Raw genomic sequence first — 26,346 nt, forward strand, 5'->3', positions numbered from 1 at the left:
ACCCCTTTGAGGTAGTGGTTTGATTAAGTCAAGTGAAACAGTAGACATAAGAGTGCGGTCTTGTCTAGACCGATCTGTCTATGCGCGGCCCGCCCTCCGCGTGCGCGAGTCCGGACGCGGTGGGCGCAGGGGTCCCGGGCTCGCCGGCGGTGATCCTCCTAGGCTGGAGCCCATGACCTCCACCACGCGCATCCCGGACCAGCAGCTCGCCGTCGACCTCGCCGCGGACGCGGGGCGTCTCCTCGTGGAGTTGCGGACCTCGGGGCCGACGGGTCGCGAACTGGGCGCCCTCGGCGACCGCCGGGCCAACGCTCTGCTGCTGGAGAGGCTGGGGGCCGAGCGGCCCGAGGATTCTGTGCTCTCCGAGGAGTCCCGCGACGACCTCGCGCGCGTCGACGCGGACCGCGTGTGGATCATCGACCCCGTCGACGGCACCCGCGAATACGGCCTCGGCGACCGTCCCGACTGGGCCGTCCACGTTGCGCTGTGGGAACGCGACGGCGACCCGGCCCGGGCGCGGCTCACCGCGTCCGCGGTGGCGCTACCCGCGCTGGGGGTGGTGCTGGGGACCGACGACGACGAGGTCTACGCCGCTCCGACCGGCAATCACGGAGTGAGCGGCGGGGGCCTCCTCGAGCCGCGGAGCGGCTCACGGCCGAGGATCGTGCTCTCGGCCTCGCGGCCGCCCGCGTTCGCTGACGCGGTGGCGGAGGCGGTGGGGGGCGACCTCACGCCGCTGGGCTCCGCGGGCGCCAAGACCGCGGCCGTGGTGCGCGGCGAGGCGGACGCCTACATCCACGCCGGGGGGCAGTACCAGTGGGACTCGGCGGCACCGGCCGGGGTCGCTCTGGCCCGGGGGTTCGTGGCGCTGCGCGTGGACGGCTCGCCGCTGGAGTACAACGTGGCCGACACGTACCTGCCCGACGTGGTGGTGTGCCGGCCCGACCTCGCCGACGACATTCTGGGCGCTATCGCACCAGAGCTGTGAGGTGGGGCTGATCACTCCTCGGTGCCGCGGTTGGGCCGCTCGGCCATCTCGGCGTCCAAGCGCAGCAGCCCCGGACCGTCGTCGCCGGTGTGATCGAGGCGGCCCAGGATCTCGTCGATCGTCGACTCCTCCTCGATCTGCTCGGAGAGGAACCAGTTGAGCAGCGGGTTCGAGTCGATGTCGCCGGCTTGGTCGCACGCACGGTAGAGGTCGCGGATGGACTCCGAGACCTTCTGCTCGTGCTCGAGGGCGATCTCGAAGGCCTTCTTGGGGTCGTCGGCCCCGTCGAGCCCGCCCACGGCGATGTCGCCGATCCGCGGGTGGTTTCCGCGGGCATCGAGGTGATCGATGAACTTGTTGGCGTGGACGATCTCCTCGTCCGCCTGCCGCCGCAGCCACGTGGCCATCCCGGGCAGGTCGATGAGATCCATCTCGATCGCCAACTGGCGGTACACCAGGCTGGCTTCGAACTCGAGGGTGATCTGCGCGTTGAACTTCGCTTCCAGTTCCTCGGTGAGCTTCATGGACCCGAGAGTAGGCGCGTCATGGGCGGAGTCAACCGTTGCCGGGCGCGGGCGGCGGCCGTCGCCGGATGCGGAGTGCACCGGGTGGTGGGAGTATCGCGGGATATGACGACGAGTACATCGAACACCCACGACGACGATCGCGACATCACCGACAAGCCCAGCCCGGCTGCCGACCCGGACGCGGGTAAGCCGTCTTCGCCGACGGACCTGCGGGGCAAGGCGTGGAAAATCGGTCTCAAGCGGGCCGTCGGAGAGTTCAGCCGCGACCAGTGCACCGACCTGGCCGCGTCCCTGACCTACTTCGCCGTCCTCTCGCTGTTCCCCGCGCTGCTCGCCGTGGTGTCGCTGCTCGGCGTGTTCGGCCAGGGGCAGGCCACCGTGGACGCGGTGATGGAACTGCTCGAGGGCGCCGCCCCCGAGGAGACGCTCGCCGCGGTGCGCGGCCCCATCGACGGGCTGGTCAACACCCCCGCCGCGGGCCTCGCCCTGGTCACCGGTCTGCTCGGCGCACTCTGGTCGGCCTCCGGTTACGTCGGCGCGTTCGGCCGCGCCATGAACCGCATCTACGAGGTCGAGGAGGGGCGGCCGGTGTGGAAGCTCAAGCCCGCGATGCTCACCCTGACCGCCGTGCTTCTGCTCCTGGTCTGCCTCGCGGGCCTCATGCTGGTCATCAGCGGACCGATCGCCCAGTTGGCCGGGGACCTCATCGGGCTGGGCTCGGCCGCGGTCACCGTCTGGGGCATCGCCAAGTGGCCCGCGCTGGTCCTCGTCGTCGTCGTCATCCTCGCCGTCCTCTACGGTTTCGCCCCCAACGTCAAGCAACCCAACTTCCGGTGGATCTCGCTCGGCGCCGTGGTCGCCCTGCTCGTGTGGGCGCTCGCCACCGCTGCCTTCGGGTTCTACGTGGCCAACTTCTCCAGTTACAACGCGACCTACGGCTCGCTCGCCGGGATCATCGTGTTCCTGCTGTGGCTGTGGATCACCAATAACGCGTTCCTCTTCGGCGCCGAGGTCGACGCCGAGGTCGAGCGCGCCCGCGAACTACAGGCCGGCATGGAGGCCGAGGAGACCATCCAGTTGCCGCCCCGCGACACCGCCGCCAGCGACAAGGCCGAGGAGAAGCGGCGCCGGACCATCGACGACGCCGCCGACATCCGTCGGGACGCCCAGGCGGAACAGGCCCGGGACCGAGGTTGATCCTGGGCCCGCGGGCCTCGCCGTCACAACCCGCTCCGGGGGTCACAATCCGGTTATGAGCACAGAGGGCGAGCCGCCGAACCGAGAAGCCGGCGTGCCCCGTGAGTCCAGTACGCAGCGGGCGCCCACTGCGCGGCGGCGGCTGCACACGGTGCGGTTGGTACTCGTGCGTTCGGTGGTCGAGTTCCTCCGCGACCGCGGGCCCGACCTCGCCGGCTCGCTCGCGTTCTACGGCGTGCTCTCGCTCTTCCCGGCGATCCTCGTGGTGGTCTCGCTGCTCGGCGTGCTCGGGCAGGGGCAGGTGACCGTCGACGCCGTAATGGGCATGCTCGCGGACGTCGCCCCTCCCGCGATCCTCGACCCGGTCCGGGACCCCGTCGAGGCCCTGGTCACCACGCAGGCGGCCGGTTTCGCGCTCGTGGTGGGCGTGGCCGTGGCGCTGTGGACCTCCTCGCGCTACGTGCGGGCGCTCGGCCGCGCGATCAATGCGATCTTCGGGGTGGAGGAGGGGCGCCCGCTGTGGCGACTGCTTCCGTCGGGACTGCTGCTCACTGCCCTGCTCGTGGTCCTGGTGACCCTCGGCGGGCTGGCGCTGGTGTTCACCGGACCGGTCGCCGTGCGGGTCGGGGACTGGATCGGACTCGGCGAGACCGCTCTCGCCGTGTGGGGCGTGGTCAAGTGGCCGGGCGCGCTGCTGTCGGCGATCCTCGCGCTGGCGATCCTCTACCGGTTCACGCCCAACGTCTCCGGCCGTGGCTTCCACTGGCTCTCGCTCGGCGCGGCGGCGGCGCTCGCGGTGATCGCCGTGGCCACTGCCGGGTTCGGCTTCTTCGTCACCAACTTCGGCAGCTTCAACCGCACGTACGGCTCGCTCGCCGGCATCATCGTCTTCCTGTTCTGGCTGTGGCTGGTCAACATCGGGGTCCTCTACGGGGCGAGGCTCGACGCCGAGGTCCTGCGCGTGCGCCAGCTCCGCGCCGGTATCCCGGCCGAGGAACAGATCTTCGTCATCCCCCGCGACACCTCCGCCACCGACGCGCAGTCCCGCCGCCGAGCCGCCATGCTCGACAAGTACCGAGGGCTGTGGGGGGAGCGGTCGGACGACCTCGAGGACTGAGCTCTCTCGCCCCCGGCGTCTGCTCGCCCCCGGCATCTGCCCGCCCCCGGCATCTGCTCTAGCAACCGCCGTACCGGTGGGGCATGTGCTGGTGCGGATGCCGTGCCATCGGATCCTCGCCCCTGTACGCGTTCGTCTGCACTGGCGCGAGCCGTGGCGGATTTGCGTGTAAGGGGGCGGATGCTCGCACAGGGCATGGCGGGACAGCCGAGGGCGGCCCGCATCGACGTCCGGTGGCGATCAGACGCGGGAGCTCGAATCCGAGGAGCCCCCGCCCGCCAGAAGTGGAGGCCGACGCTCTCCACAAGGCCGGGCGTCTCCACAGGTTCGGCCGCGCACGCGCTCTCGCTGGCGGTTCGGCAACTCGGGCGCGCGATGATCCGGGACATGAGCAGCAACGGCACCGCACCCCGCCTCGTCTCCTCCGCCGAACTCGTCGAACGCGGCGTGACCCGCCGCCGGCTCGAGTCCCTTATCCGCACAGGTGAACTGGTCCGCGTCCGTCGCGGCCTCTACGTCGCGGGGGCGGATGTCCCGACCGGCGTGTTCGCCACGGAGGACCGGATCGCCCTGCGCGCCAGGGCCGCGGCGTCCGGGCATCGCGACGGCACGGTCATCTCCCATGTCTCGGCGCTGGCGGTACACGGTCTGCCGGTGCACGACCTGGATGCGAGGAGGGTGACGACGACGCGACAACGGCCGGGTAGTGGAACCCGCGCGAGCGACTTCGCGATCTGCCACAGCGCCGACCTCGACGGTGCGGTCACCGAGGTGGACGGCATGCCGGTGACCTCGGTGGCCCGCACGGTGGTGGACGTAGCTCGGCAGCGGCGCTTCGCCGGTGCACTGTGCGCGGCGGACGCCGCCATGAAGACCGGGAAGTGCACTCTCGCCGACCTGCGGGCGGAACTCGACGCCGCGGCCGGCCGCTCCGGGATCGCACATGCTCGCTCGGTGATCGGGTTCGCGGACGGCAGGGCCGAATCGGTCTTGGAATCGATCAGCAGGCTGGCGATCCACCGACTCCGACTCCCCGCGCCAGAGTTGCAGGTGGAGCTCCGGCTGTCGTCTGGTCGGGTCGTGCGGGTGGACATGTTCTGGGAGGAGTACAACCTCGTCGGCGAGTGTGACGGCGTGACCAAGTACGGGGCGGAGCGTGGGGTGGAGCATGTTCGGGCTGTCCTCGACGAGGAGAAGGTGAGGCAGATCGAGATCGAGGCCGACGGTTTCCGGGTGTCCCGCTGGTTGATGAAGCACGCGACCGATTCTGCGCGGCTCGGCCGCATCCTCACGACCGTCATGGAGCAGCAGCAGGCGCAGGAATTCCGCAGGCCCCTGCGGTCGTGATCGGAGCGTGCTCTGCGGTTGCCCGCGGGGGCCCGATTGCGTCACCGCCACCCTTCGCGCTCGTCTGCCACGGCTGGCGCCATCGCAGACGAGCGCGAACAGGGGCGAGGATGCGCGGCCCCGGTAGCTGCCGGAGCAGATGCCATCGGAACCGGACAGCTGCCGGAGCAGATGCCATCGGAACCGGACAGCTGCCGGAGCAGATGCCGCCGGGCCGGGAGCGACGCGGCCGGTAGTGTTGCAGCCATGCGCCTCGTCGTCACCGGGGGAGCCGGGTTCATCGGCGCCAACTTCGTTCACACCGTGATCCGCGATCGTCCGGACGCGCAGGTCACGGTGCTGGATTCGATGACGTACGCCGCCAACCGCGCGAGCCTGGACGGGCTGCCGGGCGACCGGGTGGAGCTGGTAGAGGCGGACTGCGCGGACGCCGCCGTCACCGATCGCCTGGTCGCCGAACTCACGGGACCCGACGACGCGGTAGTGCACTTCGCGGCCGAGAGTCACAACGACAACTCGCTGGCCACGCCGTGGCCGTTCGTGCACTCCAACATCGTGGGCACGTACACCGTGCTCGAGGCCTGCCGCCGCCACGGTGCCCGCCTGCACCACGTCTCGACCGACGAGGTGTACGGCGACCTGGAACTCGACGACCCCGCCAAGTTCACCCCGGAGACGGCGTACAACCCGTCGAGCCCGTACTCGGCGACCAAGGCGGGCGCGGACATGCTGGTCCGGGCGTGGGTGCGCAGCTTCGGGGTGCGCGCCACGCTGAGCAACTGCTCCAACAACTACGGCCCGCGGCAGCACGTGGAGAAGTTCATCCCGCGGCAGATCACCAACATCCTCGACGGCCGCCGCCCGCGCCTCTACGGCAGTGGTGCCAACGTCCGGGACTGGATCCACGTCGACGACCACAACGCTGCGGTCCTGCGCGTCCTCGACGCGGGCCGGGACGGCCGGACGTACCTCATCGGGGCCGACGGCGAGCGGTCGAACCTCGAGGTGATGCGGATGATCTGCGACCTCATGGGGGTCGTCGGCACCGGCGACGACCCGGGCTTCGACCATGTCACCGACCGCCCCGGCCATGACCTGCGCTATGCCATCGACGCGCGCGGAACCCGCGACGAGCTGGGGTGGGACCCGCGGTACACGGACTTCCGGGCGGGCCTCGAGCAGACGATCACCTGGTATCGCGAGAACCGCGCCTGGTGGGAGCCGGTCAAGGAGCGTGTCGAGCAGAAGTACGCGCAGACCGAGAAGGTGCTCGAGGAGGGCGCGCGATGAAGGGCATCGTCCTGGCCGGAGGCAGCGGCACCCGCCTGAGCCCGCTCACCCTGGCCACGAGCAAGCAGCTCATGCCGGTGTACGACAAGCCGATGATCTACTACCCGCTCACCACGCTCATGCTCGCGGGCATCCGCGACATACTGGTGATCACCACGCCGCAGGACGCGCCCCAGTTCCGTAGGCTGCTCGGCGACGGCAGCCAGTTCGGCATCACCCTGAGCTACGTGGAGCAGGCGGCGCCGGAGGGGCTGGCGCAGGCGTTCGTGCTGGGCGCGGACCACATCGGTGGCGAGCCGGTGGCGCTCATCCTGGGCGACAACATCTTCTACGGCCCCGGCATGGGCACGCAGCTGCGCCGCTTCGCGCACCTCGACGGCGGCGCGGTGTTCGCCTACCGCGTCTCCGACCCGAGCGAGTACGGGGTGATCGACTTCGACGCCGACGGCCGCGCGATCAGCCTCGAGGAGAAGCCGGAGAACCCCCGGTCCGACTTCGCCGTCCCCGGTCTCTACTTCTATAGTGCGGATGTCGTGGACGTGGCTCGGGGCCTGCACAAGTCCGATCGCGGTGAGTACGAGATCACCGACATCAACCGCCACTACCTGCGCGAGGGCCGTTTGCAGGTCGAGGTTCTGCCGCGCGGCACGGCGTGGCTGGACACGGGCACGCACGACTCGCTTCTCGACGCCGGCAACTACGTCCGCACCATCGAGGACCGCCAGGGGCTCAAGATCGGCGCGCCGGAGGAGGTGGCGTGGCGGATGGGGTATCTCGACGACGACGAGCTCACCGCCCGCGGCCGGGAACTCAGCAAGTCGGGCTACGGGACGTACCTCCTCGAGATCCTGCGCCGCGAGAAGGGGCGCAGGCTGTGAGCGACGGCCGGTGGCCGCGGATCCTCGCGACCGGCGGCCGGGGACAGCTCGGGCACCACCTGGACGCGCGCTCGAGGTCCCGGCTCGCCGGCGGCGCAGTTGCGGTGGGCCGCGACGAGCTCGATCTCACCGATCCGGCGTCGATCGCCTCGGCCCTGGACCGCCACGCACCGGAGGTCGTGATCAACGCGGCCGCGTACACCGATGTCGACGGCGCGGAGTCCGACGAGGCCGCCGCCCACGCGGTCAACGCCGAGGGGGTGGCATCGCTGGCCGTGGCGTGCCGCGACCGGGGGATCCGGCTGATCCACCTCAGCACCGACTACGTCTTCTCAGGCGAGGTCCCCGGCGGGGGCGACCCGGCCACCGCTCCGGCACTCGAGCCGCACGACCCGACCGAGCCGGCGACCGCGTACGGGCGCACCAAGCTCGCGGGGGAGCAGGCAGCGCTGTTGGTGTACCCCGAGACGACGATCGTGCGCACCGCCTGGGTGTACACCGGTCCCGTGCGCCACGGGCAGGGGCTGCGCGGCTCGGACTTCGTCGACACGATGGCCCGCCTCGAGCGGGAGCGCGAGACGCTCACCGTGGTTGACGACCAGTGGGGCTCGCCCACGTACGCGGCATCGCTGGCAGATCGGCTCCTCGGCCTCGTGGGTGGGGAGGCCCGCGGCGAGTTCGACGCGCGGGGCCTGACCCTGCACCTGGCCGGAGGCGGCCGGGCGACGTGGTGCGACCTCGCCCGGGCGGTGTTCACGTGGTCCGGCGCGGACCCGGAGCGGGTGCGCCCCTGCACCACCGAGGAGTTCTCGCGCCCCGCCCCGAGGCCGGCGTTCTCGGTGCTCTCCGACGCCTCGTGGCGTGCCGTCGGGCTGGCGCCGATGGCGGACTGGACGCAGGACCTCGCCCGCGCGATCGCCCACGAGGGCTGGGGCGAACAACGGGAGCGAGGAGACCTCCGGGGACCCGGATCGTGACCACGAGAACCCGGCTCCTGAGCCCGGCCCGCCGACTCCGCCGAGCGGCGCCCGTGGCCGGCATCGCCGTGGCGGCCGTCGCCGCCGCGCTCGCGGCCTGGACCGCCCACCTCCTGCGCTACCGCGGCGACGGGCCGGCCCGGGCGGACGCGGTGGTGCTGCTCGCGGGAGCCGACGACGGCCGCGACCGGCTCGCCCGCGACCTCGTCGCGGCCGGTTATGCGGGCACCCTCGTCGTGAGCGACCCCGGCGGGCGGTTCGACCGCGTCGTCCAGCGGCTCAGCGTGGGGCCGCTCCGGCCGGGCGGGGCCGAGATCCTGCGTTTCCGGCCGGAACCGCGCACCACGTGGGGGGAGGCCACGGCACTCGGCGCGATCGCCCGCGACCGGGGATGGCGCCGCGTCGTCGTCGTCACCAACCGGCCCCACGCCCGGCGCACCGCCATGTGGATGCGGAGGGCGACCGGACTGGACGTGCGGATCACGCCGATCGGACGGATCGCCTGGCGCGACCTGCCGCGGCACGCGGTGTGGGAGGCGGCGGGGTTCGTCAAGGGTCGGCTGCGCGGGCACTGGTAGCAGCGGCCGGCGAGGCGGCCGGACGGCTCGCGGACCCGCCGGTCAGGAGGACTCGGCGAGCAGTGCCGATGGCGCCGCGATGGGGGCGCGCGTGGTGAGGCGGGGGGCGGAGACGCCCTTGTGTGCCTCGGAGAGCTCGCCGAAGACGGCGGTGCGGTTGACCGGGCGGGCGGGCAGCCCCAGCGCGCGCCGAACATCCGAGGGGACGAGGCTGGCCGCGGCGGCCACCACGGTCTCGCACCGCTTGTGGCCGGTCACCGAGTCGACGGACGTGTCGCGGACGCCGGAGCACGGGCGGGCGGTCTCCCGCAGCCGGGCGGCGAGCCGGCGGCCGGCGGTCGTGGCGCGGACGCGGTCGGTGGCGCCTCGGAGCAGCCGTTCGAGCTCACGGACCGTGGTCGGGGCGGACCGCACGCCCTGGAGGTGGGCGAGGCGGGCGGACTGCTCGACGAACTCGTCGGACTCGGCCGGGCTCAGCGGTCGGCCGGAGAAGCGCTGGTAGGCCACGAGGAGGGCCCAGGCGGTGGCGGCCTGGGCCCAGCGGGTGAGCTCGGGATCGGCGCCGTAGTAGAAGTCGCCGTGCTCGGTGTGGCCGGAGTGGGACGAGCGGTCGGTGCGGGCGTGTTCGATGGTCACCACGGCGTCGTCGACGGTGCCGAACGTGGAGAGCTCCACGAGGTCGTGGAGGTAGTCGTCCGCCAGCCACGGGCCCTCGACGGAGCCGGTGGTGCGGAAGATCGACGCGAAGGCCGGGTTGGCCGCCAGCATGAGCAGTCCGGTGGTGATGCCGATCGGGGTGGAGACGTCGCCGTGCACCCGCCAGATGGCGTCGTCCGGGCCGAACCACCGCGGACCGGGGATGTCGAGCACCGGTCGCGTGGGGGTGTCCGTGGCACCGCGCGGGGCGAGGGGGGACATCGGCACATCCTGGGAGCATCAGGGCCGCCTCAGAGGCGACCGGAGGTGAACCTGCCCGATACTCTATCGCCCGACCGGCCCGGCTCCGTCACGCCGACACGGGCGCCGACGGCATTTCCCGTGCTCATCCGCGAACCGCTCTCCCCTAGCATGAGGGGACATCACCGACGTGAGGAGAAGCCCGTGACCCCTACCCCGCTCCCCGCCCCCCGGACCGGCCCGGTCGTGCCGGGGCGTTTCGCCGGCCGCACCGCGCTCGTCACCGGCGCGAGCCGCGGCATCGGGCTCGGGATCGCACGCCGCCTCGTGGCGGAGGGCGCCTCCGTGGTCATCACCGCGCGCGGGCAGGAGGGGCTCGACGCGGCGCTCGGCGAGATCGGCTCGCCCGAGCGGGTGCTCGCGGTGGCGGGGAAGAGTGACGACGAGGACCATCAGCGCGAGGTGCTGGCCCGCGCGGAGGAGGCGTTCGGACCGGTCGACCTGCTGGTCAACAACACCGGGATCAACCCCGCGTACGGACGGACCGTGGACCTGGACCTGGCGGCGGCGCGCAAGATCTCCGAGGTCAACGCGATCGGCACCCTGGCGTGGACGCAGAAGGTCTACCACTCGGGGCTCGCCGAGCGGGGCGGGGCGATCGTCAACGTGGCCTCCATCGCCGGGCTCGCGCCGTCGCCCGGGATCGGCTGGTACGGCGCCACCAAGGCGCTCATCGGGCGGCTCACGCAGGAGCTCGCCGTGGAGCTCGGCCCCGCGGTCCGTGTCAACGCGGTGGCCCCGGGCGTGGTCAAGACCCGGTTCGCCGAGGCCCTCTACACCGGTGATGGACGTGAGGAGCGGATGAGTTCCGCGCTGCCCGCGGGCCGCCTGGGCGTGCCCGACGACATCGCGGGCCCGGTCGCCTTCCTGCTCTCCGACGACGCGCACTGGATCACCGGCCACACCCTCGTGGTGGACGGCGGGGCACACATCTCCGGCGCCGGACTGGCGGGCTGAGGTCGTGACGTCGATCCAGGAGTACTGCGCCGCCACCGGCCGCACCCTCGAGGCGACCCCGCCGATGGCGGTGGCCGCCCAGCCACTGACGTGGGTGGACAACCCGCCGTGGCAGCAGATCGCCTCGCCCGAGCCGTCGGCGGTGATCTACGTCGACCCCGGCGCCCACCGGGACGGCTTCTCGCCCAACGCCGTGGCCACGTGCGCTCGCGTGGCCCCGGCGATGTCGACCGAGGACGCCGTCGCGGCGATCGCGGCGACCGCCGAGGCCCTCGAGGCATGGACCCCGACCGAGGACGTGGCCGGGGAGGGCGACGAGGACGCGGGCGCGGTGCGCAGCGTGTACCGGTTCCTCCGCGGTACCTATACCGCCGAGCCCGGCGAGATGTCCACGTCCAGCCTCATCGTGGGCTGGAGCGATGCCGAGGCCACCTACGTGTTCCAGTTCGTGGTGACGGGCTGGAGCGACGACGCCGACCTGCACGACGCGGCGCTGGACTGCCTACGGATCGGCGAGTGGTCCACGGCCCAGATCGTGGAGGCGATGCGCGGCTAGGGTGGGTGGCCGACGACGAGGGAGGCGGTCCGCACGTGCAGCTGCGTGAACTGAGTGTGACGGGGGCGTGGGAGATCACGCCGCGACAGATCCCCGACGACCGCGGGGTCTTCCACGAGGCCTTCACCGACGTGGCCCTGCGCCGGATGGCCGGCCACCGCTTCGACCTCGCCCAGGTCAACGTGTCCGTGTCCGGGGAGGGCGTGCTGCGCGGCCTGCACTACGCCGAGGTGCCGCCCGGGCAGGCCAAGTACGTCCTGTGCCCGGCCGGGACCGTGTTCGACGTGGTGGTGGACGTACGTGTGGGCTCGCCGACCTTCGGCGAATGGGCCGGCGTGATCCTCGACTCCGTGGAGCAACGGGCGCTGTACCTGCCCGAGGGCGTCGCGCACGGGTTCCTCGCGCTCGAGCCGCAGTCCACCGTGATGTACCTGTGCTCCGAGGGGTGGCGGCCCGGGGCGGAGCACGCCGTGGACGCCTTCGATCCGAACCTGGCGATCGACTGGCCGGACATGGCGCTCGATGGCACCCCGATCACGCACGTCATGAGCGACAAGGACCGGGACGCCCCGGGGCTCCTCGACGTGGCGGCCTCCGGCCGGCTGCCGCGGTGGGAGGACTGCGTGGCGCACACCGAGCGGCTGCGCGAGGCCACCGACGAGGTCGACCGGATCTGGCGGCCCGGGGAGCGGCAGGAGTAACGACCGGGCGGGCCGGTGTAGCGACCCCCGGGTGTGAGCCTCGTGCCGACGACTGGCGTGCATGCATGTATTCGCATACCCTATGGGGTATCAAAGCGGGCTATCGTCGCCCCGGAATCACGATCCCGAGGAGTTCACCATGTGTCGTCCCGCCACCTGCACGGTCTGCGGCAAGACCACCTGGGCCGGCTGCGGCCAGCACATCGACGCCGTCAAGGCCACCGTCCCCGCCCCGCAGTGGTGCGGCGGCCAGCACTCCCGGGCCGAGACGGACGCCGCCACGGCCTCGGGGGCTCAGGGCGGGGGCTTCTTCTCCTCGCTCTTCGGGCGCTGACCCGCTCGTCGGGGTAGAACCGGGGGCAACCCCCGCTGTCCGCGACCCCGCCCCCGGAGGCCCTGATGAGCACTCCCTTCGTCACCGTCGACCGCACCGGCCCGATCGGGCGCGTCACCCTCGACCGCCCGAACCGGCGCAACCCGCTCTCGCTGCAGATGATGCGCGAGGCCACGGCCGCCGTCCGCGAACTCGGCGACGACCCGTCGTGTGGCGTCGTCGTGCTCACCGGGTCGGGGCCCGTCCTCTCGGCGGGCCACGAGCTGTCCGAGATGGTCGGACGGACCCTCGAGCAGGAGCGCGAGGTCTTCGACACCTGCGTGGAGCTCATGGAGTCCCTGCAGGCGATCCGCCAGCCCGTGATCGCCGAGGTCCAGGGCCACGCGATCGCCGCCGGCTGCCAGCTCGTGGCGAGCTGCGACCTCGCCGTCGCCGTCGACACCGCGCGCTTCGGCACGCCGGGCGTCAAGATCGGGCTCTTCTGCTCCACGCCGATGGTCGCGGTCTCCCGCGCTATCGGCCGCAAGCGGGCGCTGCACATGCTCCTCACCGGCGAGACGATCGACGCCGCCACCGCGGTGGACTGGGGCCTGATCAACGAGGCCGTCCCGGCCGAGCGGTTGCGCGAGCGCGTCGACGAGCTCGCCGCGCAGATCGCGCAGGCCAGCCCGCTCACGCTGGAGATCGGCAAGCAGGCCTTCTACCGCCAGATCGACGTGCCGCAGGCCGACGCCTACCGCGACATGGCCGAGACCATGGCGACCAACGCGGTGACCTGTGATGCCCAGGAGGGCATCACGGCGTTCCTCGAGAAGCGCACCCCCCAGTGGCGCGGGGAGTGACCCCGGTGGGACTCAGGGGTCGAGGGGCTTGCGCCGGTCCAGGTCGCGGAGGAAGTCCGGGTCGTCGTCGGGCGCGATCATCCGCGGGGGCTCGGGCCGTGAGCCCGGCCCGAAGGCGCGCCACAGCAGAACCGCCACGGTAATCACTCCGATGAGTGCGAACAGCCAGATCACTCGAACCTCCTGGAAACCAGGGTACGTATCCTGGAGGCCATGAGCGACCGTGACGAGACCACCGAGATCACCCAGGACACCCACCGGCCCCGGCCGGGCGCGCGCCTGGCGCGGAACATGGTGTTCTACACGATCCTGCGGCTGCTGCTCGTCCTGCTCATCACGCTGGCGATCATCGGCATCGGTCTGCTCTTCGACGTGCAGGTTCCGGTCCTGGTGGCCGCGATCCTCGCGGTGGTGATCGCCCTGCCGCTCTCGATGGTGCTGTTCACCCGGTTGCGCGCCGAGATCAACTCGGACATCACGACGGTGGACGCCGGCCGCCGCGAAAAGCGCGAGGACCTGCGCCGCCGCATGGACGAGGCCTGACTGGCCCCGCCGTCCGGCGCCCTCGGCCCCGGCCGCGACTGTTCGTGGGAACTGCGGTCAGCTCGTGGGGACCGAGGACAGCAGGGGGGCCTGCAAGGCCGAGTTCAGCGGCCCGGACGGCGCCGTCGACGTCACGGACGTCTCCAGCGACGAGGGCGGCTTCGCCGGCGACTCGGTGACGGTCGGCACCGTGGTCGTGGGCGTGTCCGAACCAGTCGGCTCCGCGGGCTCGGAGGAGCCTGTGCCGTCGCCGGGATCCCCGGGCACGCCGGGGGGCGTCGTGGTTCCGTCGCCGGGCGTCGTCGGCTCGGTGCCCGGTTCCTCAGTACCGGGCTCGCCGGTGGTCGGGCCATCCGGGGACGGCGAGGTCGGATCGGTCGGGTCTGTCGGCGCGTCCGGCGCCGTGGCGAGGTCGTCGTCGGCCTCCTCGTCGCGCGTGACGGGGGAGTCCTGGCCGTCCGGTGTCCGGTCGGCGTCGGGCAGGGGATCCCGCGGGCCGGCGTCCGTGCGCGGCTGGGCGGGGGTCCAGCCGCCGTCGGCGATCGCCGATTCACGGGTGGGTGCGTGGGTGCCGGCATCCTCGTCGGGCACATAGACCGCACCCGGGACCGGCTGGACGCCGATGTAGTAGCGGCTGAGGCAGTGGTCGGTGACACCCTGGGAGCCGTCGGTGAAGATGGTCATGCCCGGCGTCCCGCCGTCGGCCTCGGTGGCGCAGCGGGCGACGAAGCGGCCGGGCCGGTCCTGGCCCTCCGTGGTGCTGCTCGCGGTGGTCAGTTCGGACGCCGACGTCTGACCCGGCGCCTCGGAGAGCACGTGGGGCTCCGGCTGAGCGCACGACGCGGCGACCAGCGCGATAGCGCAGCTGGCGAAGAGCACCCGTGATCTCATAACAATAGTGTCTCAGTTCTGTCAAGGCCCGCCCACCGGCGGGTGGGCGGGTTCGGCGTTCAGGCCGCACGGCCGGGACTGTCGTCCCGGCCCCGCAGCCCCTTATTCGCACGGCGTGACGAGAGTGTTACCCCCGTTCTCCATTCGGGGCTCGGCTGTGACGGGTGTGGCCTATGTGAAAGTTGTGACGTAATGTGCACCCGTGGCCGTCGTATCGGCGGCCGGGTCCCGCTTCCCCGGACGACAGGTGATCTCATGTTCCAGCGCCGTTCTCCCCGTACCGCTCCCCGTGCCCGCTCGATGGTCGCCGGCGCCGCCGTGGCGGCGGCCGCCGTGATGGGCGGAGGGGTCGTCGTCGCCGTCACCGCCCCGGGCGCCGTCGTGGCCGACGACCTCCGCCTCGCGCAGAACGCCCAGGGGGACGCCGCCCCGGAGATGCGCGTCGGCACGCCGGTCGTGCTGGACCTCGAGCCGGTCGTCGCCGGCGCTGCAGGTGGGGCCGTGCCCGACGGGACCACCGTCACCGTGACGGGCCTGCCCGACGGGCTCACCCAGGACGGCTGGATCATCTCCGGGACACCCACGCGCGCCGGCACCTATGACCTCCTCGTCACGGTGACCAGCGGCCAGGAGACCCGGTCCGAGGCGGTGTCCGTGACCGTCGCCGAGGCCGCCGGTGGCGGCAGTCCTGCCGCCGACCGGGTCGGAGCGGCCGCGGACGGCGAGGGCGTCGGCGACGGTGCGTCCGGCGCCGGCGACGGTGCGTCCGGCGCCGACGGCGGCGCAACCGGCGACGGCGAGACCCTGCCCGGCGAGGACGGGACCGCGCCTGGCGTCACCACCCCTGACCTCTGTGCCGCTTTCGGCGGCGAGGGTGCGGCCGACGGCTCGTCGCTGGCCGCCGGGCTCCTGCCGCTGCTCGGCGAGGAGGGGGAGTCGGTCCCCGTGGGTCTGCTCACCGTGGTCGCCGACGCGCTCGTCCGGATGCTGCCCGCCGTACTCGGCGACACGGGGTCGCTCTCGCGGGCCGTGTGCACGCTGCAGCCGGTCCTGTCCGGAAGTGGCGAGGCCGCCCAGGGTGATGCCACTGCCGACGGGGCCGGGGGTGCTGGGGCCGAGGGCGCCGCGGGCGCGGCCACGACCGGCGGTGCGACCACCGGTGCGGGCGCCGAGTCGGCGCCCACCGCGCTGCTCGGTCTCCTCGGCACGGCCGGCGGCAGCCTGGGCGAATAGGACCCGGCCGGCCCCGGCGCCCCTACGCGCTCAGGCCCGACCCCGACGGGGGGTCGGGCCTGACGTCTGTTGTGGGTTCAGCGCACAAGATATGCCCCAGGGGGTGTGTTACTGATGTGAATCAAGTGACAAGAGTGGACACATGAGACTCTTGGGATTAGTGTGGCGAGTGCTCAGTCGTGCCCTCGGCCCTCGGGGGTGCACGTCCCGTTCTCCGGAAGGATCCAGTCGATGCGTGTTCGACTCGCCCGCCCTCGTCGTGCCGCTCGCGGTCGACTCGTCGCCCCCGTGGCCGTCGCGGCCGCCGCCGCCCTCGTCGGCGGCGTCGTCGTGGCCGCCCCCGACGCACCCACCTCGCGAGACGACGTCCAGGCCGTCTCCCTCTCCGCCAACGCCAGTTTCAACGCCGGTGTCGAGCAGAGCCTCGACATCGAGGCCCTCGCCGCGACGGGGTCCCACGCCGGCCTCGAGGTCACCGGCGTCACGGGCCTGCCCGACGGCATGACGTACGACGAGGAGTCCGGCATCATCACCGGCACTGCCAACACGGCCGGCGTCTACACCGTCCAGGTGAGCGGCACCCTCTACGGCATGCCGGTGACGGTGCCCGTGACCGTCACCGTCAACGAGCAGGACGGCACCCCGCCCGCCGGCGCGCAGGCCGGTTCGGCCGTGGACCTCCAGGGCGGCCTCGGCGGCGAAGCCCAGGCGGACGGCCAGATCACCACCGGCTCCGCCGGCGCGGACGCGGTGCTCGGCGTGGTGGCCGGGCTCGTCGGGTCGCTCACCGGGGACAGCGGCTCCACCGGCCAGACCACGCCGGACAACAGCGGCGGAGGTCAGCCCGGCACCGCCGAGCCGGACACCCGCGACGACCAGACCACATCCGGCTCGCTCCAGGGCTCGACGGGCACCGGCCAGGCGACCGGCGGTGCCGACGGCACGATCGACACCCAGAGCCTCGGGCCCGTGCTCGGCGCACCGCTCGCCTCGCTCGGCCAGACCGACTCGACCGGCGAGACCACGACCGAAGCTCCCGGCGACACGACCGGGGGCGAGACGACCTCCGGCTCGCTCATCGACGTCCCCGGTTCCACGACCACCGGCGACACCACGGTCACGGGAGAGACCGAGACGACCGGCGGCTCGCTCATCGATGTCCCGGGTTCGACCACCACGAGTGGGACGAACGGCGAGGGCAACGGCAAGGTCGAGGTGACGGCACCGGGGTCCACGATCGACAGCGGCTCGCTCGGCAACCTGGCCCCGGTCCTCGCAGTCACCGGCGTCGGACTGCTCGGCCTGGCCGGTCTCAGCCTGCTGCTGAACGGCGGGTCCTCGACGCCGGGCTCGACGTCGGTCCTGCCCGTGCTGCCGGGGTCCACCACCACCGGCGGTAATGGCTCCAGCGGCTCGACCACCGGCGAGAACGGCTCCAGCGGCTCGACCACCGGCGAGAACGGCTCCAGCGGTTCGGCCACCGGCGCCCCGGCCCGCGAGGTCACCCCGACGGTCGCCGCCGGCGCCCCCGCCCAGGCCCCCGGCCCGGAGGTCGCCAACGGTCGCGGCTGATCAGGCTCCCGGCGGTCGCGCAGGCCGCCGGTGAACACCTACGACCCCGGTGGTCGCCCTCGACGAGAGGGCCGGCCACCGGGGTCGCGTCGTGCGTGGGGCGATCAGAGCGAGGCCGCGACGAGTCCCCCCGCGAAGAGCACGCTCCACGCGAGCATCGCCATCCCCGCCATGGTGAGCGCGGGGACGAGTCCCACGCCGGTGGCGCGGGCGCGGACCGGGGCGTTGGCCTTCCACGCGACGGGGATCGCCAGCAGAGCGAGCAGCGCCCACGGGGTGGCAAAGGCCAGCGCGACCGTTGCGAGCAGGGGGACGAAGATCTCGAGCAGCGCGTGCAGGCCGCGGGTCCGCGAGTCGCCGAGGCGCACGGCGAGGGTGACCTTGCCGGCGGCGGTGTCCGAGGGGATGTCGCGCAGGTTGTTGGTGAGGTTGACGGCGCAGGAGAAGCTGCCCACCGCCACCGCGGCCACCACGGCGTACCAGGTCACCGAGCCGAGCTGGGTGAACTGCGTGCCCGTCACCGCGACGAGGCCGAAGAACACGAACACCGCCACCTCGCCGAGCCCGCGGTAGCCGTACGGCCGCGAGCCCCCCGTGTAGAACCAGGCCGCGAGGATGCACACCAGCCCCACGACGATGAGCCACGGCGCCGAGAACCAGCTCAGCACCAGCCCCGCGACGCCGCCCAGACCGAGGAAGCCGAACGCGGCCTTCTTGACCGTCGCGGGCGCGGCCAGCCCCGAGCCGACGAGCCGGAGCGGGCCCACGCGGTCGTCGTCGGTGCCGCGGACCCCGTCGGAGTAGTCATTGGCGTAGTTGACGCCCACGATGAACGACCACGCCACCACCAGCGCGAGCAGGGCCTTCCACCACACGAACCCGCCGGCGAGCGCGGCGCACGCCGAGCCCACGATGACGGGCGCGGCCGCGTTGGGCCACGTGCGGGGGCGGGCGCCCTCGAGCCAGTCGGCTAGCGAGGCGCCTCCGGAGCGGGCGGGCGTGTCGGGGTGCGGGTCGGTCTCGGCGGTCATGTGCCGATTATCGACCCCGCCGCGAACGCCCCGGCCACGCCCCGCCGGTCCACCTTGCCTCCGGGCAGGAGCGGCAGCGCGTCCACCACCGCCACCGAGGTCGGCGCGGAGTGCTCGCCGAGCAGCCCGGTGACGTGTGCGCGCAGCTCGGCGGCGGTGGCCGGGGCCCGGAGGGTGACCGCGGCGACGGGCCGGGTGCCCAGCCGCGCATCGGGGAGTCCGACGACGACGACGTCGATCACCGCCGCGTGCCGCCGCAGCGCGTCCTCGACGGACTGGGGAAGGAGGGTCAGGCCACCCACGCTGAGCGCCTCGTCGAGCCGCCCGAGAATCCGCAGGCGGCCGTCGTCGCCGATCCGGCCGGCGTCGTCGGTACGGAACCAGCCCTCGCGGGCGAACGCCTCGTGGTGGGGCGCGTTGCGGTATCCCAGCGCGAGCTGCGGGCCGGCGAGCCAGACGCGGCCCTCGTCGTCGTCGTCGACCTCCACGGTGACCCCGTCGAGCGGCAGGCCGTCGTACACGCAGCCCCCGGCGGTCTCGCTCATGCCGTACGTGCGGACCACGCGGATGCCGGCCCCGGCGGCGCGCTCGAGCAGGGCGGGCGCGGCGGCGGCCCCGCCGAGCAGGACCGCGTCGAGGTCGGCGAGGGCGGCCGCCGGGTCGGGGGAGGGGTGGTCGAGGACCTTGGCGAGCTGGCCGGGCACGAGCGAGGAGTAGGCGCGCGGGGCCGCATCGGCGGCGGCGACGGCTGCCGGGAGCGCGGCGGGGTCGAAGCCGTCCGCGACGTCCACGATCACCGGCTCGTGGCCCGCGCGCAGCGAGCGCAACATCACCTGCAGGCCCGCGATGTGGTGGCCCGGGAGCGCGAGAACCCAGCGGCCCGGCCCGCCGAGCACCGCGTCCGTGGCGGCGGCCGACGCGGCGAGCGCGTCCGCGGAGAGCATCGCGCCCTTCGGTGTGCCCGTCGAGCCGGAGGTGCTCACCACGAGCGTGGCGCGGGGGTCGATCGGCTCGCCCGGGCGCAGGGCGTCGGTGAGGATCCGGGTGCGCGCGGGGTCGTCTGCCGGGACGGGCAGCAGGGCCGGCCCGCGGTCGGCGAGCAGGTCGCGCAGGGCCGGGAACACGTCGCGGACCGCGGGGCCCGCGGGCACGGGCAGGGCGCGCAGCTCGCGGGTCGCGGCGGGGGGCTCGTGCGCGTCGCGGGGTTCGGCCATGGTCTGCAGACCCTACGCGGGGGCGGCCGCCGGGTCGGTCCGCGAGCTGCTCCATGCCCGCGGGGACCAGGTTCTGCACAGGACGTCGGAATGCCGGCGTCGAATCCCCGGCCTCAGTAGTAGTACGGGAAGTCGTCCCAGTTCGGCTCACGCTTTTGCAAGAACGCGTCGCGGCCCTCGACGGCCTCGTCGGTCATGTAGGCCAGGCGGGTGGCCTCGCCGGCGAACACCTGCTGGCCCATGAGGCCGTCGTCGGTGAGGTTGAACGCGAACTTGAGCATCCGCTGGGCGGTCGGCGACTTGGTGTTGATGAGCCGCGCCCACTCGACGGCGGTGTTCTCGAGCTCGGCGTGGTCCACGACCCGGTTGACCGCGCCCATGTGGAACATCTCCTCGGCGGTGTACGGCTGGCCCAGAAAGAAGATCTCGCGCGCGAACTTCTGTCCCACCTGCTTGGCCAGGTAGGCGCTGCCGTAGCCGGCGTCGAAGGAGCCCACGTCGGCGTCGGTCTGCTTGAACCGCGCGTGCTCGCGGCTCGCCAGCGTCAGGTCGCTCACCACGTGCAGCGAGTGTCCTCCGCCGGCCGCCCAGCCGCTCACCAGGCAGATCACGACCTTCGGCATGGTCCGGATGAGCCGCTGCACCTCGAGGATGTGCAGGCGTCCGCCCTCGGCCTTGACCCGCGCCTCGTCCACCTTGTCCGCGGTCGCGCCCGCCACGTCCGAGTCGTGCTCGATGGAGTACTGGTAGCCGGAGCGCCCGCGGATCCGCTGGTCGCCGCCGGAGCAGAACGCCCAGCCGCCGTCCCTGGGGCTCGGTCCGTTTCCGGTGAACAGCACCGTGCCCACGTCGGGGGTGCGGCGGGCGTGGTCGAACACCCGGTACAGCTCGTCCACGGTGTGCGGGCGGAACGCGTTGCGCACCTCGGGCCGGTCGAACGCGATCCGGACGATGCCGTTGGCGCGGCCCTCGCCCACGTGCCGGTGGTAGGTGAGGTCGGTGAGGTCCTCGAATCCGGGCACCGCACGCCACTGCGTGGGGTCGAAGGGGTTCCCGGCGGTGTCCTGCGCGCTGCTCTGCTCCGTCATGGACTCGACGTTAGCGTGTAGGGCGTGACCCCCGTGACGCCGACGACCGACGAGCTCCTCGAGCGGCTCCACGTGGTCTCCCTGCCGATGCGGGTGCGCTTCCGCGGGATCACCGAGCGCGAGGTCGCGCTCGTCGAGGGCCCCGCCGGTTGGGGCGAGTTCGGGCCTTTCCCGGAGTACGCGGACGACGAGGCGGCGCACTGGCTCCGCTCGGCGGTCGAGATGGCCTGGCAGGGGCCGCCCCCGGCGCGTCGCGACCGCGTCGCCGTCAACGCCACCGTCCCCGCCGTCCCCGCCGCCGACGTGGCCGGGATACTCGAACGTTTCCCGGGCTGCACCACCGTCAAGGTCAAGGTCGCGGAGGCCGGGCAGGAGCTGGCCGACGACGTGGCCCGCGTCGCCGCCGTCCTCCAGGCCCGCCCCGGAGCGCGGGTGCGGGTGGACGCCAATGGCGGCTGGACCGTGGAGGAGGCCGCGGCCGCCGTGCGCGTGCTCGACCAGGCCGTCCGAGCCGCCGACGGCACGCGCGCCCCCGGCTCGGGCCCCGTGTCGCTCGACGGCCCGGGGCTGGAGTACGTCGAGCAGCCGTGCGCCACCGTCGAGGAACTGGTCGAGCTCCGCGCCCGGCTGGCCGCCGACGGCGTGCGCGTGGACGTGGCCGCCGACGAGTCGATCCGCCGCGCCGAGGACCCCCTGCGGGTCGTGCGGGCCGGCGGCGCCGACCGGGCGGTGGTCAAGGTCGCGCCGCTCGGCGGTCCGCGGCGCCTGCTCGCCGTGGCCGCGGAGCTCGGCGTGCCCGTCACCGTCTCCAGCGCGTTGGACTCGGCGGTCGGCGTCGCGGCCGGGGTCGCCGCGGCGGCCGCGCTCCCCGGTGACGACGACGAGGTGCCCGCCGCAGGACTGGGCACCGGCGGGTTCTTCCGCCACGACGTCGTGCCGCCGGAGGCGCTCGCCCTGGTCGACGGGCACCTGCCCGTAACGCCTGTCCGGCCGGACGCCGACCGGCTCGCCGACCTGAGGGCCGACGGGACGCGCCGCGACTGGTGGGTCGAGCGGCTCCGCCGCTGTCACCGCCTGCTCTGACCGCCTGCTCTCACTGCCTCCTCTGACGACCTGCTGGGACGGCCCCCTCAGCGGCCGGGGCGGTCCAGCCGCCGGACCGCGGGCGCGAGGCCCCACTCGTTGCGGCCCAGGCGCGAGGGCGGGGCGAGCGCCGCGAAGTCGGGCAGTCCGTCGGCGGCCAGGACGTCGTCGCGCACGGACACGCTCACCACGCGGCCGAGGAGCATCGCGCTGGTGCCGAGGTCGACGACGTCGTGGCGGACGCACTCGAAGGCGATCGGCGCCTCGGCGACCCGGGGCGCCGCGACCGCGTCGGAGGGCTCGGCGGTGAGCCCGTTGGCGGCGAACTCGTCCACGTCGGGCCGGACCGGGGCGGACGTGGCGTTGATCGTGTCCATGAGCGACTCGGTGCCGATGCTCGCCACGAACTCTCCGGTCTCCACGACGTTGCGGTAGGTGTCCTTGCGGCCGACCGAGGTGATCGACAGGATCGCCGGGTCGGTGCAGGCGATGGTGAAGAACGAGTAGGGCGCCAGGTTGGGGACACCGTCGGGGGAGAGCGTCGACACCCAGGCGATGGGGCGCGGGGCGATCGACGCGGTGAGCAGCGGGTAGATCCCCTTCGCGGGCGGGCTGTCCGGCGTGTAGACGGTGCGCATTCCCCCAGTCTGCCCCGACAGGAGTCATGACCCTGTGATCGGAGTCACCGTCGATTAGCCTGGACAGGCATTTCGTGACGAAAACTGGAGGACCGGGACCGATGGTGCGGACGGACAGGGTCAAGATCCCGCTGCGCGACCAGCTGTGGCTGCACATGGACCGCCCGGACAACCTCATGTACATCAACTCGCTGGTGTGGTTCGACGAGGTGCCGGACTGGGACCGGGTGATCGAGACGATCGCCCGCCGGATGATCGAGCAGTACCCGGTGTTCACGCGCGTGCCGGTGCGGGAGGGGCGCACCTGGTACTGGCAGGACCACCCCGACTTCGACCTGGCCGACCACATCACCTACCACCGGCTGCCCGGCACCGGGAACCGCGCCGAGGCCGAGGCCCACATCTCGGAGCGGATCAGCGTCCCCATGCCGCGGGATCGGCCGCTGTGGGAGGCCGAGTTCATCGAGGGCTACCGGGGGCACGACGGCGACGACGGCACCGAGGGCGCGTTGCTGCTCTTCCGCGTGCAGCACGGCGTGGTCGACGGGGTGCGGCTCACGCAGCTCATCCTCAGCCTGTGCGACCACGACGACGACTCGGTCCCCGAGCCCGTCGGCCGCGCGGGGCTCGCCCCGGAGGAGGGCGGGCTCATCAGCACGCTCGGCCACGCGGGGCTCGAGGTGGCGCGCGACTCGTTCGGCATCGCCAAGGACGCGGCCAGGGCGGCCATCACCTGGCCGTGGACTCTCGCGAAGGTGGCCGGGGACGTCGTGGCGCCGGGGCGGCAGTTCCGGCGTGTGCCGACCCGGGCCGTCGAGTCGCTCACCGGGGTGGTGTCCCCGACCAACCATTCGGCCAACACGTTCCGCTCGGTGTTCCGGCTCATCATGGAGCCCAGGGCGCCCGAGTTGTCGTGGAGCGGCCGGGCGCACGCGCAGAAGAAGGTCTCGTGGGTGTCGGGGCTGGACCTCGAGGGCGTTAAACGGATCGCCCGCGCCCACGAGTCCACGGTCACGGCGGTCATCCTGGCGGCGGTGTCCATGGGACTGACCGAGTACCTGCGCCGGCACGGCGACGAGCCGGTGGCCGACATCAGCCTCATGGTGCCCATCTCGCTGGCGCCGATCGAGGTGGAGCCGAGCTCGGAGCTGGGCAATCACGTCACGCTCATCCTCTTGCGCCTGCCGCTGGGGGTCGCGGACCCGGACCGCCTGCTCGGTCAGGTGACGGAGACGATGACGCGGGTGCGGTACTCGTATGAGCCGCACGTCACGTTCACCACGATGATGGGCGTCGCGGCCGCGCCGCGGCCGGTGGCCACAGCGATCATCGATTTCTTCGCCAACAAGACCGTCGGCCAGCTCACCTCGGTGCCGGGCCCGCGGACCACCGTGTCGCTCGCCGGCACGCCGGTCGCCGGGATGCTCGGCTGGGTGCCGATGAGCGGCAACCAGGCGTTGGGCATCTGCATCTTCAGCTACGACGGCCGGGTCTCGTTGGGCTTCGCGACCGACGCGCAGCTCGTCCCCGATCCCGCCCAGATGGCCGTGATCGTGGGCGAGCAGTTCGCGAACTTCGCCGGCTGGTCCGAGGACGTGGCCCCCGGCGGCGCCTGACTCTCCGGGGCCGCCCGGCTCGGTCCGGCGCACTGTCCACAGCCCGTGCGCTCTCCACAGGGCGGCGCCGTCGGGCGCCGATCCGCCGGGGCCGGTTCGCCGAGCGATGGTCCACTGGTCGGCGTGGACGACATCGGGGGATGGGCCGCGGATCCGTGGCGGGAGCATCGTGAACGGGCCGCCGAGGTGCTGGGGCGCGCCCGGTCCGGGGTGGTGGCGGGGTTCGGGACAGCGGCGGCGGTGCACGTGCTCCCGCTCCCGGGGCCGCCCCCGGGGCGGGTGGAGTTGATCTGCCGCGCTCCGGCGGCGGGCGCCGGACGGGGGATCGGCGGGTGCGGCCGCTGCCGCTCGACGACGACGAGGTCACCGTCGTCGACGGGCTCGCCGTCACGACGGTGGCCCGGACGGTCTTCGACCTGGCTGCAACCGGGGACCGCGTGGCGGCGCTCGTGGTGGCGGATCACGCACTCCGGCACGGGTGGTGTTCGCTCGACCACGTCGAGGCCTGTCTCGAGCGACACCCGGGCAGGCACGGTCGGAGTGGGGTGCGCTTCGTTCTGTCGCACGCGGACGGGCGGTCCCGGTCCCCGGCCACCACGGTGAGCCGGTACGTGATGTGGCGCCACGGACGTCTCCCCCGTCCGGACCTGTCGCCGACGGTGCGCGGGTTCTTCGACGACGAGGTGGGCACGGCCGATTTCGGCTGGGACGGCGGCAGGGTCCTCGGGGTGGTCGACGACGGGCCGTGCGCGGCAGATCTTCTCTCTGATGAGGCCGCCGTGGAACTCGACCAACTCGGCGTCCGCGTCATCCGGTGGAGCGACCGCGAACTCGACGCGCCGCAGCGGCTGCTCGGCCGGCTCCACGAGGCGCTCGACCGTCGGGTCCCGCGCTCCTGGTAGGTCGGGCGAGCACGTGCGGCCGGTGGGGAACGTTCGGCCGGTGGGGAACGTTCGGCCGGTGAGGAACTTTCGGCCGGCGGCCTTATCAGGTCGGCGGCCTGCGTGCGCCTTCTGTTCGCGGCGTCCTCGGTGCATTCGGTGCCTGTCCCGCGTGCCGCCGGCGCCTGCCCCGGGTGCTCTCGTGCAGGAGACTCCGGTGATTCGCTCACTCGCGCACTTCCGCTCGTAGAGGTCCCGGGGTCCTTCGCCCGACGCGGCCGGCAGCCCTCGTCGGGCCCCGCTCTCACCTGGTGCTATCTCGACTCCGCCAGGTGGTCGTCGGTGTGATTCGGCGGGTGGCGGCCGGGATCCGCAGCGGTCGGCGACCGAGGTGCGCGAAACCGAACCCCAGCCCTGCGCGAAACGCGGCGCTGCATCGGACTCGCGCAGGCCTGGCGCCCGGATTCGCTCACTCGGCTGGTGATTCCGGGTTTCCCCGACGCCGCATTCGGACGCACGTGGTCGGCCGCCGGTGTGTCGGTGCAGGTCAACGCGTTCTCCGGGGAATCGGGCGAGTGAGCGAGTGAGCGAAAAGCCAGAGGGTCGTGATCGCCACTACCGGCCCCGGGTCGCCGGCGCGGCCCCCGCGAGACCGGCGCGGCCCCCGCGAGGCCGTCACCACTCGGGGCGGGGGACCTCCGGGTGGGCCGCGAACCACTCCCCGATGTAGGACATGTCCACGCCCTGGTCCTCGGCGATCAGGTCGTACATCGTCCGGCCGTCGAGGGCCTCGCGGAGGATGTCGGCGTGGCCCGAGTGACGCGAGATCTCGGTGAGGACGTGCTCGACCACCCAGCGCCCCGTGACTTCGAGGAGGTCCGGCGGGAACCAGGGCATGTCGTCCGGCACGGGGATCGGGGCGTCGAGGTCGGCCCCGCGGAGATGGTCGAGCCCGGCGGCGCACCGACGGTCGAACTCGGCGAGGACGTCGTGGGCCGTGGCGTCCGGCGCGACGTCGTTGATCGTCTCGGCGCGCTGCCAGCGCTCGAGGAGGGACGTGCCGGTGTCGTATCCCGCGGGACCGGCGGCGGCCCGGCCCAGCCAGTGCTCGGCGACCTCGCCGATGTGGAGCAGCAGCCAGCCCAGGGTGAGCTCGCTGGAGGGAATCGGTCGGGCGCGTAGCTGGTCGGCGGTGAGGCCGTGCACGGTCGAGCGGGCGTTGGCCAGCGTGTGCTCGACCCAGGCGACGAGGTGCTCGGACTCGGTGGGGGCGACGGGAGCGAAGAACGACATGACGGGACCTCTCTGGG

At 72.9% G+C, this 26,346-nt stretch carries 28 protein-coding genes; 19 read left to right on the plus strand and 9 right to left on the minus strand.

Annotated elements, in window-relative coordinates:
• The first annotated feature begins 172 nt into the window (after window positions 1-172).
• Window positions 173-988, plus strand: a complete 816-nt coding sequence (locus ACH0BZ_RS00945; RefSeq protein ID WP_406895981.1) for a 3'(2'),5'-bisphosphate nucleotidase CysQ — start codon at window positions 173-175, stop codon at window positions 986-988.
• Window positions 989-999: 11 nt separating this feature from the next.
• Here ACH0BZ_RS00945 and ACH0BZ_RS00950 read toward each other — a convergent pair whose 3' ends face one another.
• A complete protein-coding gene (locus ACH0BZ_RS00950) occupies window positions 1,000-1,512 on the minus strand; it encodes a ferritin (protein WP_406895983.1) in 513 nt (170 codons plus the stop codon).
• A 105-nt stretch (window positions 1,513-1,617) separates the two neighbouring features.
• On the opposite strand from ACH0BZ_RS00950, the gene ACH0BZ_RS00955 reads away from it, so the two are divergent.
• The 7 genes from ACH0BZ_RS00955 (at window position 1,618) to ACH0BZ_RS00985 (ending at window position 8,899) form a co-directional block, all read left to right on the plus strand.
• Window positions 1,618-2,712, plus strand: coding sequence for a YihY/virulence factor BrkB family protein (locus ACH0BZ_RS00955; protein ID WP_406895984.1), 1,095 nt, complete (start codon window positions 1,618-1,620; stop codon window positions 2,710-2,712).
• A gap of 55 nt (window positions 2,713-2,767) precedes the next feature.
• Window positions 2,768-3,829: a YihY/virulence factor BrkB family protein gene (locus tag ACH0BZ_RS00960; RefSeq protein ID WP_406895985.1), complete on the plus strand. Its 1,062-nt coding sequence runs from the start codon at window positions 2,768-2,770 to the stop codon at window positions 3,827-3,829.
• Between the two features lie 387 nt (window positions 3,830-4,216).
• The gene (locus ACH0BZ_RS00965; RefSeq protein WP_406895986.1) at window positions 4,217-5,176 is read left to right on the plus strand and encodes a type IV toxin-antitoxin system AbiEi family antitoxin domain-containing protein; all 960 of its coding nucleotides are present in this window, start codon (window positions 4,217-4,219) and stop codon (window positions 5,174-5,176) included.
• A gap of 246 nt (window positions 5,177-5,422) precedes the next feature.
• Window positions 5,423-6,466: a dTDP-glucose 4,6-dehydratase gene (rfbB, locus tag ACH0BZ_RS00970; RefSeq protein WP_406895987.1), complete on the plus strand. Its 1,044-nt coding sequence runs from the start codon at window positions 5,423-5,425 to the stop codon at window positions 6,464-6,466.
• Entirely contained in the window at window positions 6,463-7,344 is an 882-nt protein-coding gene (gene rfbA, locus ACH0BZ_RS00975; protein WP_406895988.1) for a glucose-1-phosphate thymidylyltransferase RfbA, read from the plus strand. The genes rfbB and rfbA overlap by 4 nt, the downstream gene beginning before the upstream one ends.
• Entirely contained in the window at window positions 7,341-8,321 is a 981-nt protein-coding gene (gene rfbD, locus ACH0BZ_RS00980) for a dTDP-4-dehydrorhamnose reductase (protein WP_406895989.1), read from the plus strand. Before rfbA ends, rfbD begins: the two co-directional genes overlap by 4 nt.
• Window positions 8,318-8,899, plus strand: a complete 582-nt coding sequence (locus tag ACH0BZ_RS00985) for a YdcF family protein (protein WP_406895990.1) — start codon at window positions 8,318-8,320, stop codon at window positions 8,897-8,899. Before rfbD ends, ACH0BZ_RS00985 begins: the two co-directional genes overlap by 4 nt.
• A 42-nt stretch (window positions 8,900-8,941) precedes the next feature.
• Here the strand turns inward: ACH0BZ_RS00985 and ACH0BZ_RS00990 are convergent, their stop codons facing one another.
• Window positions 8,942-9,817 carry an oxygenase MpaB family protein gene (locus ACH0BZ_RS00990; RefSeq protein ID WP_406895991.1) on the minus strand — a complete coding sequence of 292 codons (876 nt, stop codon included), beginning with the start codon at window positions 9,815-9,817 and terminating at the stop codon, window positions 8,942-8,944.
• 183 nt (window positions 9,818-10,000) lie between these two features.
• Here ACH0BZ_RS00990 and ACH0BZ_RS00995 point away from each other — a divergent pair, with 183 nt between their 5' ends.
• The 5 genes from ACH0BZ_RS00995 to ACH0BZ_RS01015 all read left to right on the plus strand — a co-directional run bounded on the left by ACH0BZ_RS00995 (window position 10,001) and on the right by ACH0BZ_RS01015 (window position 13,246).
• Window positions 10,001-10,813: an SDR family oxidoreductase gene (locus ACH0BZ_RS00995; RefSeq protein ID WP_406895992.1), complete on the plus strand. Its 813-nt coding sequence runs from the start codon at window positions 10,001-10,003 to the stop codon at window positions 10,811-10,813.
• 4 nt (window positions 10,814-10,817) lie between these two features.
• The gene (locus ACH0BZ_RS01000) at window positions 10,818-11,369 is read left to right on the plus strand and encodes an LpqN/LpqT family lipoprotein (RefSeq protein ID WP_406895993.1); all 552 of its coding nucleotides are present in this window, start codon (window positions 10,818-10,820) and stop codon (window positions 11,367-11,369) included.
• A 35-nt stretch (window positions 11,370-11,404) separates the two neighbouring features.
• Window positions 11,405-12,070, plus strand: a complete 666-nt coding sequence (locus ACH0BZ_RS01005) for a dTDP-4-dehydrorhamnose 3,5-epimerase family protein (protein WP_406896327.1) — start codon at window positions 11,405-11,407, stop codon at window positions 12,068-12,070.
• A gap of 139 nt (window positions 12,071-12,209) precedes the next feature.
• On the plus strand, window positions 12,210-12,404 hold the full coding sequence (locus tag ACH0BZ_RS01010; protein ID WP_406895994.1) for a hypothetical protein: 195 nt from the start codon (window positions 12,210-12,212) through the stop codon (window positions 12,402-12,404).
• A gap of 65 nt (window positions 12,405-12,469) precedes the next feature.
• On the plus strand, window positions 12,470-13,246 hold the full coding sequence (locus ACH0BZ_RS01015; protein WP_406895995.1) for an enoyl-CoA hydratase: 777 nt from the start codon (window positions 12,470-12,472) through the stop codon (window positions 13,244-13,246).
• Between the two features lie 12 nt (window positions 13,247-13,258).
• Here the strand turns inward: ACH0BZ_RS01015 and ACH0BZ_RS01020 are convergent, their stop codons facing one another.
• Window positions 13,259-13,420: a hypothetical protein gene (locus tag ACH0BZ_RS01020; protein WP_406895996.1), complete on the minus strand. Its 162-nt coding sequence runs from the start codon at window positions 13,418-13,420 to the stop codon at window positions 13,259-13,261.
• Window positions 13,421-13,459: 39 nt separating this feature from the next.
• Here ACH0BZ_RS01020 and ACH0BZ_RS01025 point away from each other — a divergent pair, with 39 nt between their 5' ends.
• The gene (locus ACH0BZ_RS01025) at window positions 13,460-13,789 is read left to right on the plus strand and encodes a DUF4229 domain-containing protein (RefSeq protein ID WP_406895997.1); all 330 of its coding nucleotides are present in this window, start codon (window positions 13,460-13,462) and stop codon (window positions 13,787-13,789) included.
• 57 nt (window positions 13,790-13,846) lie between these two features.
• On the opposite strand, the gene ACH0BZ_RS01030 is transcribed toward ACH0BZ_RS01025, so the two are convergent.
• Window positions 13,847-14,680, minus strand: a complete 834-nt coding sequence (locus ACH0BZ_RS01030; RefSeq protein ID WP_406895998.1) for a hypothetical protein — start codon at window positions 14,678-14,680, stop codon at window positions 13,847-13,849.
• 255 nt (window positions 14,681-14,935) lie between these two features.
• On the opposite strand from ACH0BZ_RS01030, the gene ACH0BZ_RS01035 reads away from it, so the two are divergent.
• Both ACH0BZ_RS01035 and ACH0BZ_RS01040 read left to right on the plus strand, forming a co-directional pair.
• A complete protein-coding gene (locus tag ACH0BZ_RS01035; RefSeq protein ID WP_406895999.1) occupies window positions 14,936-15,913 on the plus strand; it encodes a putative Ig domain-containing protein in 978 nt (325 codons plus the stop codon).
• A gap of 231 nt (window positions 15,914-16,144) precedes the next feature.
• Window positions 16,145-17,485, plus strand: a complete 1,341-nt coding sequence (locus ACH0BZ_RS01040; protein WP_406896000.1) for a hypothetical protein — start codon at window positions 16,145-16,147, stop codon at window positions 17,483-17,485.
• 104 nt (window positions 17,486-17,589) lie between these two features.
• Here ACH0BZ_RS01040 and ACH0BZ_RS01045 read toward each other — a convergent pair whose 3' ends face one another.
• From ACH0BZ_RS01045 to ACH0BZ_RS01055, 3 genes are all read right to left on the minus strand, one after another.
• Complete coding sequence (locus tag ACH0BZ_RS01045; protein ID WP_406896001.1) at window positions 17,590-18,516, minus strand: 1,4-dihydroxy-2-naphthoate polyprenyltransferase; 927 nt, start codon at window positions 18,514-18,516, stop codon at window positions 17,590-17,592.
• Entirely contained in the window at window positions 18,513-19,730 is a 1,218-nt protein-coding gene (menE, locus tag ACH0BZ_RS01050) for an o-succinylbenzoate--CoA ligase (RefSeq protein ID WP_406896002.1), read from the minus strand. The genes ACH0BZ_RS01045 and menE overlap by 4 nt, the downstream gene beginning before the upstream one ends.
• A gap of 113 nt (window positions 19,731-19,843) precedes the next feature.
• Window positions 19,844-20,818 (minus strand): 1,4-dihydroxy-2-naphthoyl-CoA synthase, encoded by a 975-nt coding sequence (locus ACH0BZ_RS01055; RefSeq protein ID WP_406896003.1) that lies wholly within the window; start codon window positions 20,816-20,818, stop codon window positions 19,844-19,846.
• 33 nt (window positions 20,819-20,851) lie between these two features.
• Here ACH0BZ_RS01055 and ACH0BZ_RS01060 point away from each other — a divergent pair, with 33 nt between their 5' ends.
• Window positions 20,852-21,901: an o-succinylbenzoate synthase gene (locus ACH0BZ_RS01060; RefSeq protein WP_406896328.1), complete on the plus strand. Its 1,050-nt coding sequence runs from the start codon at window positions 20,852-20,854 to the stop codon at window positions 21,899-21,901.
• Between the two features lie 47 nt (window positions 21,902-21,948).
• On the opposite strand, the gene ACH0BZ_RS01065 is transcribed toward ACH0BZ_RS01060, so the two are convergent.
• Window positions 21,949-22,539 (minus strand): flavin reductase family protein, encoded by a 591-nt coding sequence (locus tag ACH0BZ_RS01065; RefSeq protein WP_406896004.1) that lies wholly within the window; start codon window positions 22,537-22,539, stop codon window positions 21,949-21,951.
• Between the two features lie 101 nt (window positions 22,540-22,640).
• Here ACH0BZ_RS01065 and ACH0BZ_RS01070 point away from each other — a divergent pair, with 101 nt between their 5' ends.
• Together ACH0BZ_RS01070 and ACH0BZ_RS01075 are read left to right on the plus strand one after the other, a co-directional pair.
• On the plus strand, window positions 22,641-24,155 hold the full coding sequence (locus tag ACH0BZ_RS01070; protein ID WP_406896005.1) for a WS/DGAT domain-containing protein: 1,515 nt from the start codon (window positions 22,641-22,643) through the stop codon (window positions 24,153-24,155).
• Between the two features lie 332 nt (window positions 24,156-24,487).
• Window positions 24,488-25,057, plus strand: coding sequence for a hypothetical protein (locus ACH0BZ_RS01075; RefSeq protein WP_406896006.1), 570 nt, complete (start codon window positions 24,488-24,490; stop codon window positions 25,055-25,057).
• 654 nt (window positions 25,058-25,711) lie between these two features.
• Here ACH0BZ_RS01075 and ACH0BZ_RS01080 read toward each other — a convergent pair.
• Complete coding sequence (locus ACH0BZ_RS01080) at window positions 25,712-26,329, minus strand: DUF664 domain-containing protein (protein ID WP_406896007.1); 618 nt, start codon at window positions 26,327-26,329, stop codon at window positions 25,712-25,714.
• Window positions 26,330-26,346: the final 17 nt, after the last annotated feature.

Origin of the sequence: Dietzia sp. 179-F 9C3 NHS (assembly GCF_045369825.1) — a bacterium.
Taxonomy (GTDB): domain Bacteria; phylum Actinomycetota; class Actinomycetes; order Mycobacteriales; family Mycobacteriaceae; genus Dietzia.

Bases quoted from the DNA above. Each gene is read 5' to 3' on its own strand.
- ACH0BZ_RS00945 (WP_406895981.1), top strand. From the start codon at position 173: ATGACCTCCACCACGCGCATCCCGGACCAGCAGCTCGCCGTCGACCTC.
- ACH0BZ_RS00950 (WP_406895983.1), bottom strand. From the start codon at position 1,512: ATGAAGCTCACCGAGGAACTGGAAGCGAAGTTCAACGCGCAGATCACC.
- ACH0BZ_RS00955 (WP_406895984.1), top strand. From the start codon at position 1,618: ATGACGACGAGTACATCGAACACCCACGACGACGATCGCGACATCACC.
- ACH0BZ_RS00960 (WP_406895985.1), top strand. From the start codon at position 2,768: ATGAGCACAGAGGGCGAGCCGCCGAACCGAGAAGCCGGCGTGCCCCGT.
- ACH0BZ_RS00965 (WP_406895986.1), top strand. From the start codon at position 4,217: ATGAGCAGCAACGGCACCGCACCCCGCCTCGTCTCCTCCGCCGAACTC.
- rfbB (WP_406895987.1), top strand. From the start codon at position 5,423: ATGCGCCTCGTCGTCACCGGGGGAGCCGGGTTCATCGGCGCCAACTTC.
- rfbA (WP_406895988.1), top strand. From the start codon at position 6,463: ATGAAGGGCATCGTCCTGGCCGGAGGCAGCGGCACCCGCCTGAGCCCG.
- ACH0BZ_RS00990 (WP_406895991.1), bottom strand. From the start codon at position 9,817: ATGTCCCCCCTCGCCCCGCGCGGTGCCACGGACACCCCCACGCGACCG.
- ACH0BZ_RS01010 (WP_406895994.1), top strand. From the start codon at position 12,210: ATGTGTCGTCCCGCCACCTGCACGGTCTGCGGCAAGACCACCTGGGCC.
- ACH0BZ_RS01015 (WP_406895995.1), top strand. From the start codon at position 12,470: ATGAGCACTCCCTTCGTCACCGTCGACCGCACCGGCCCGATCGGGCGC.
- ACH0BZ_RS01025 (WP_406895997.1), top strand. From the start codon at position 13,460: ATGAGCGACCGTGACGAGACCACCGAGATCACCCAGGACACCCACCGG.
- ACH0BZ_RS01030 (WP_406895998.1), bottom strand. From the start codon at position 14,680: ATGAGATCACGGGTGCTCTTCGCCAGCTGCGCTATCGCGCTGGTCGCC.
- ACH0BZ_RS01035 (WP_406895999.1), top strand. From the start codon at position 14,936: ATGTTCCAGCGCCGTTCTCCCCGTACCGCTCCCCGTGCCCGCTCGATG.
- ACH0BZ_RS01040 (WP_406896000.1), top strand. From the start codon at position 16,145: ATGCGTGTTCGACTCGCCCGCCCTCGTCGTGCCGCTCGCGGTCGACTC.
- ACH0BZ_RS01045 (WP_406896001.1), bottom strand. From the start codon at position 18,516: ATGACCGCCGAGACCGACCCGCACCCCGACACGCCCGCCCGCTCCGGA.
- menE (WP_406896002.1), bottom strand. From the start codon at position 19,730: ATGGCCGAACCCCGCGACGCGCACGAGCCCCCCGCCGCGACCCGCGAG.
- ACH0BZ_RS01055 (WP_406896003.1), bottom strand. From the start codon at position 20,818: ATGACGGAGCAGAGCAGCGCGCAGGACACCGCCGGGAACCCCTTCGAC.
- ACH0BZ_RS01065 (WP_406896004.1), bottom strand. From the start codon at position 22,539: ATGCGCACCGTCTACACGCCGGACAGCCCGCCCGCGAAGGGGATCTAC.
- ACH0BZ_RS01070 (WP_406896005.1), top strand. From the start codon at position 22,641: ATGGTGCGGACGGACAGGGTCAAGATCCCGCTGCGCGACCAGCTGTGG.
- ACH0BZ_RS01080 (WP_406896007.1), bottom strand. From the start codon at position 26,329: ATGTCGTTCTTCGCTCCCGTCGCCCCCACCGAGTCCGAGCACCTCGTC.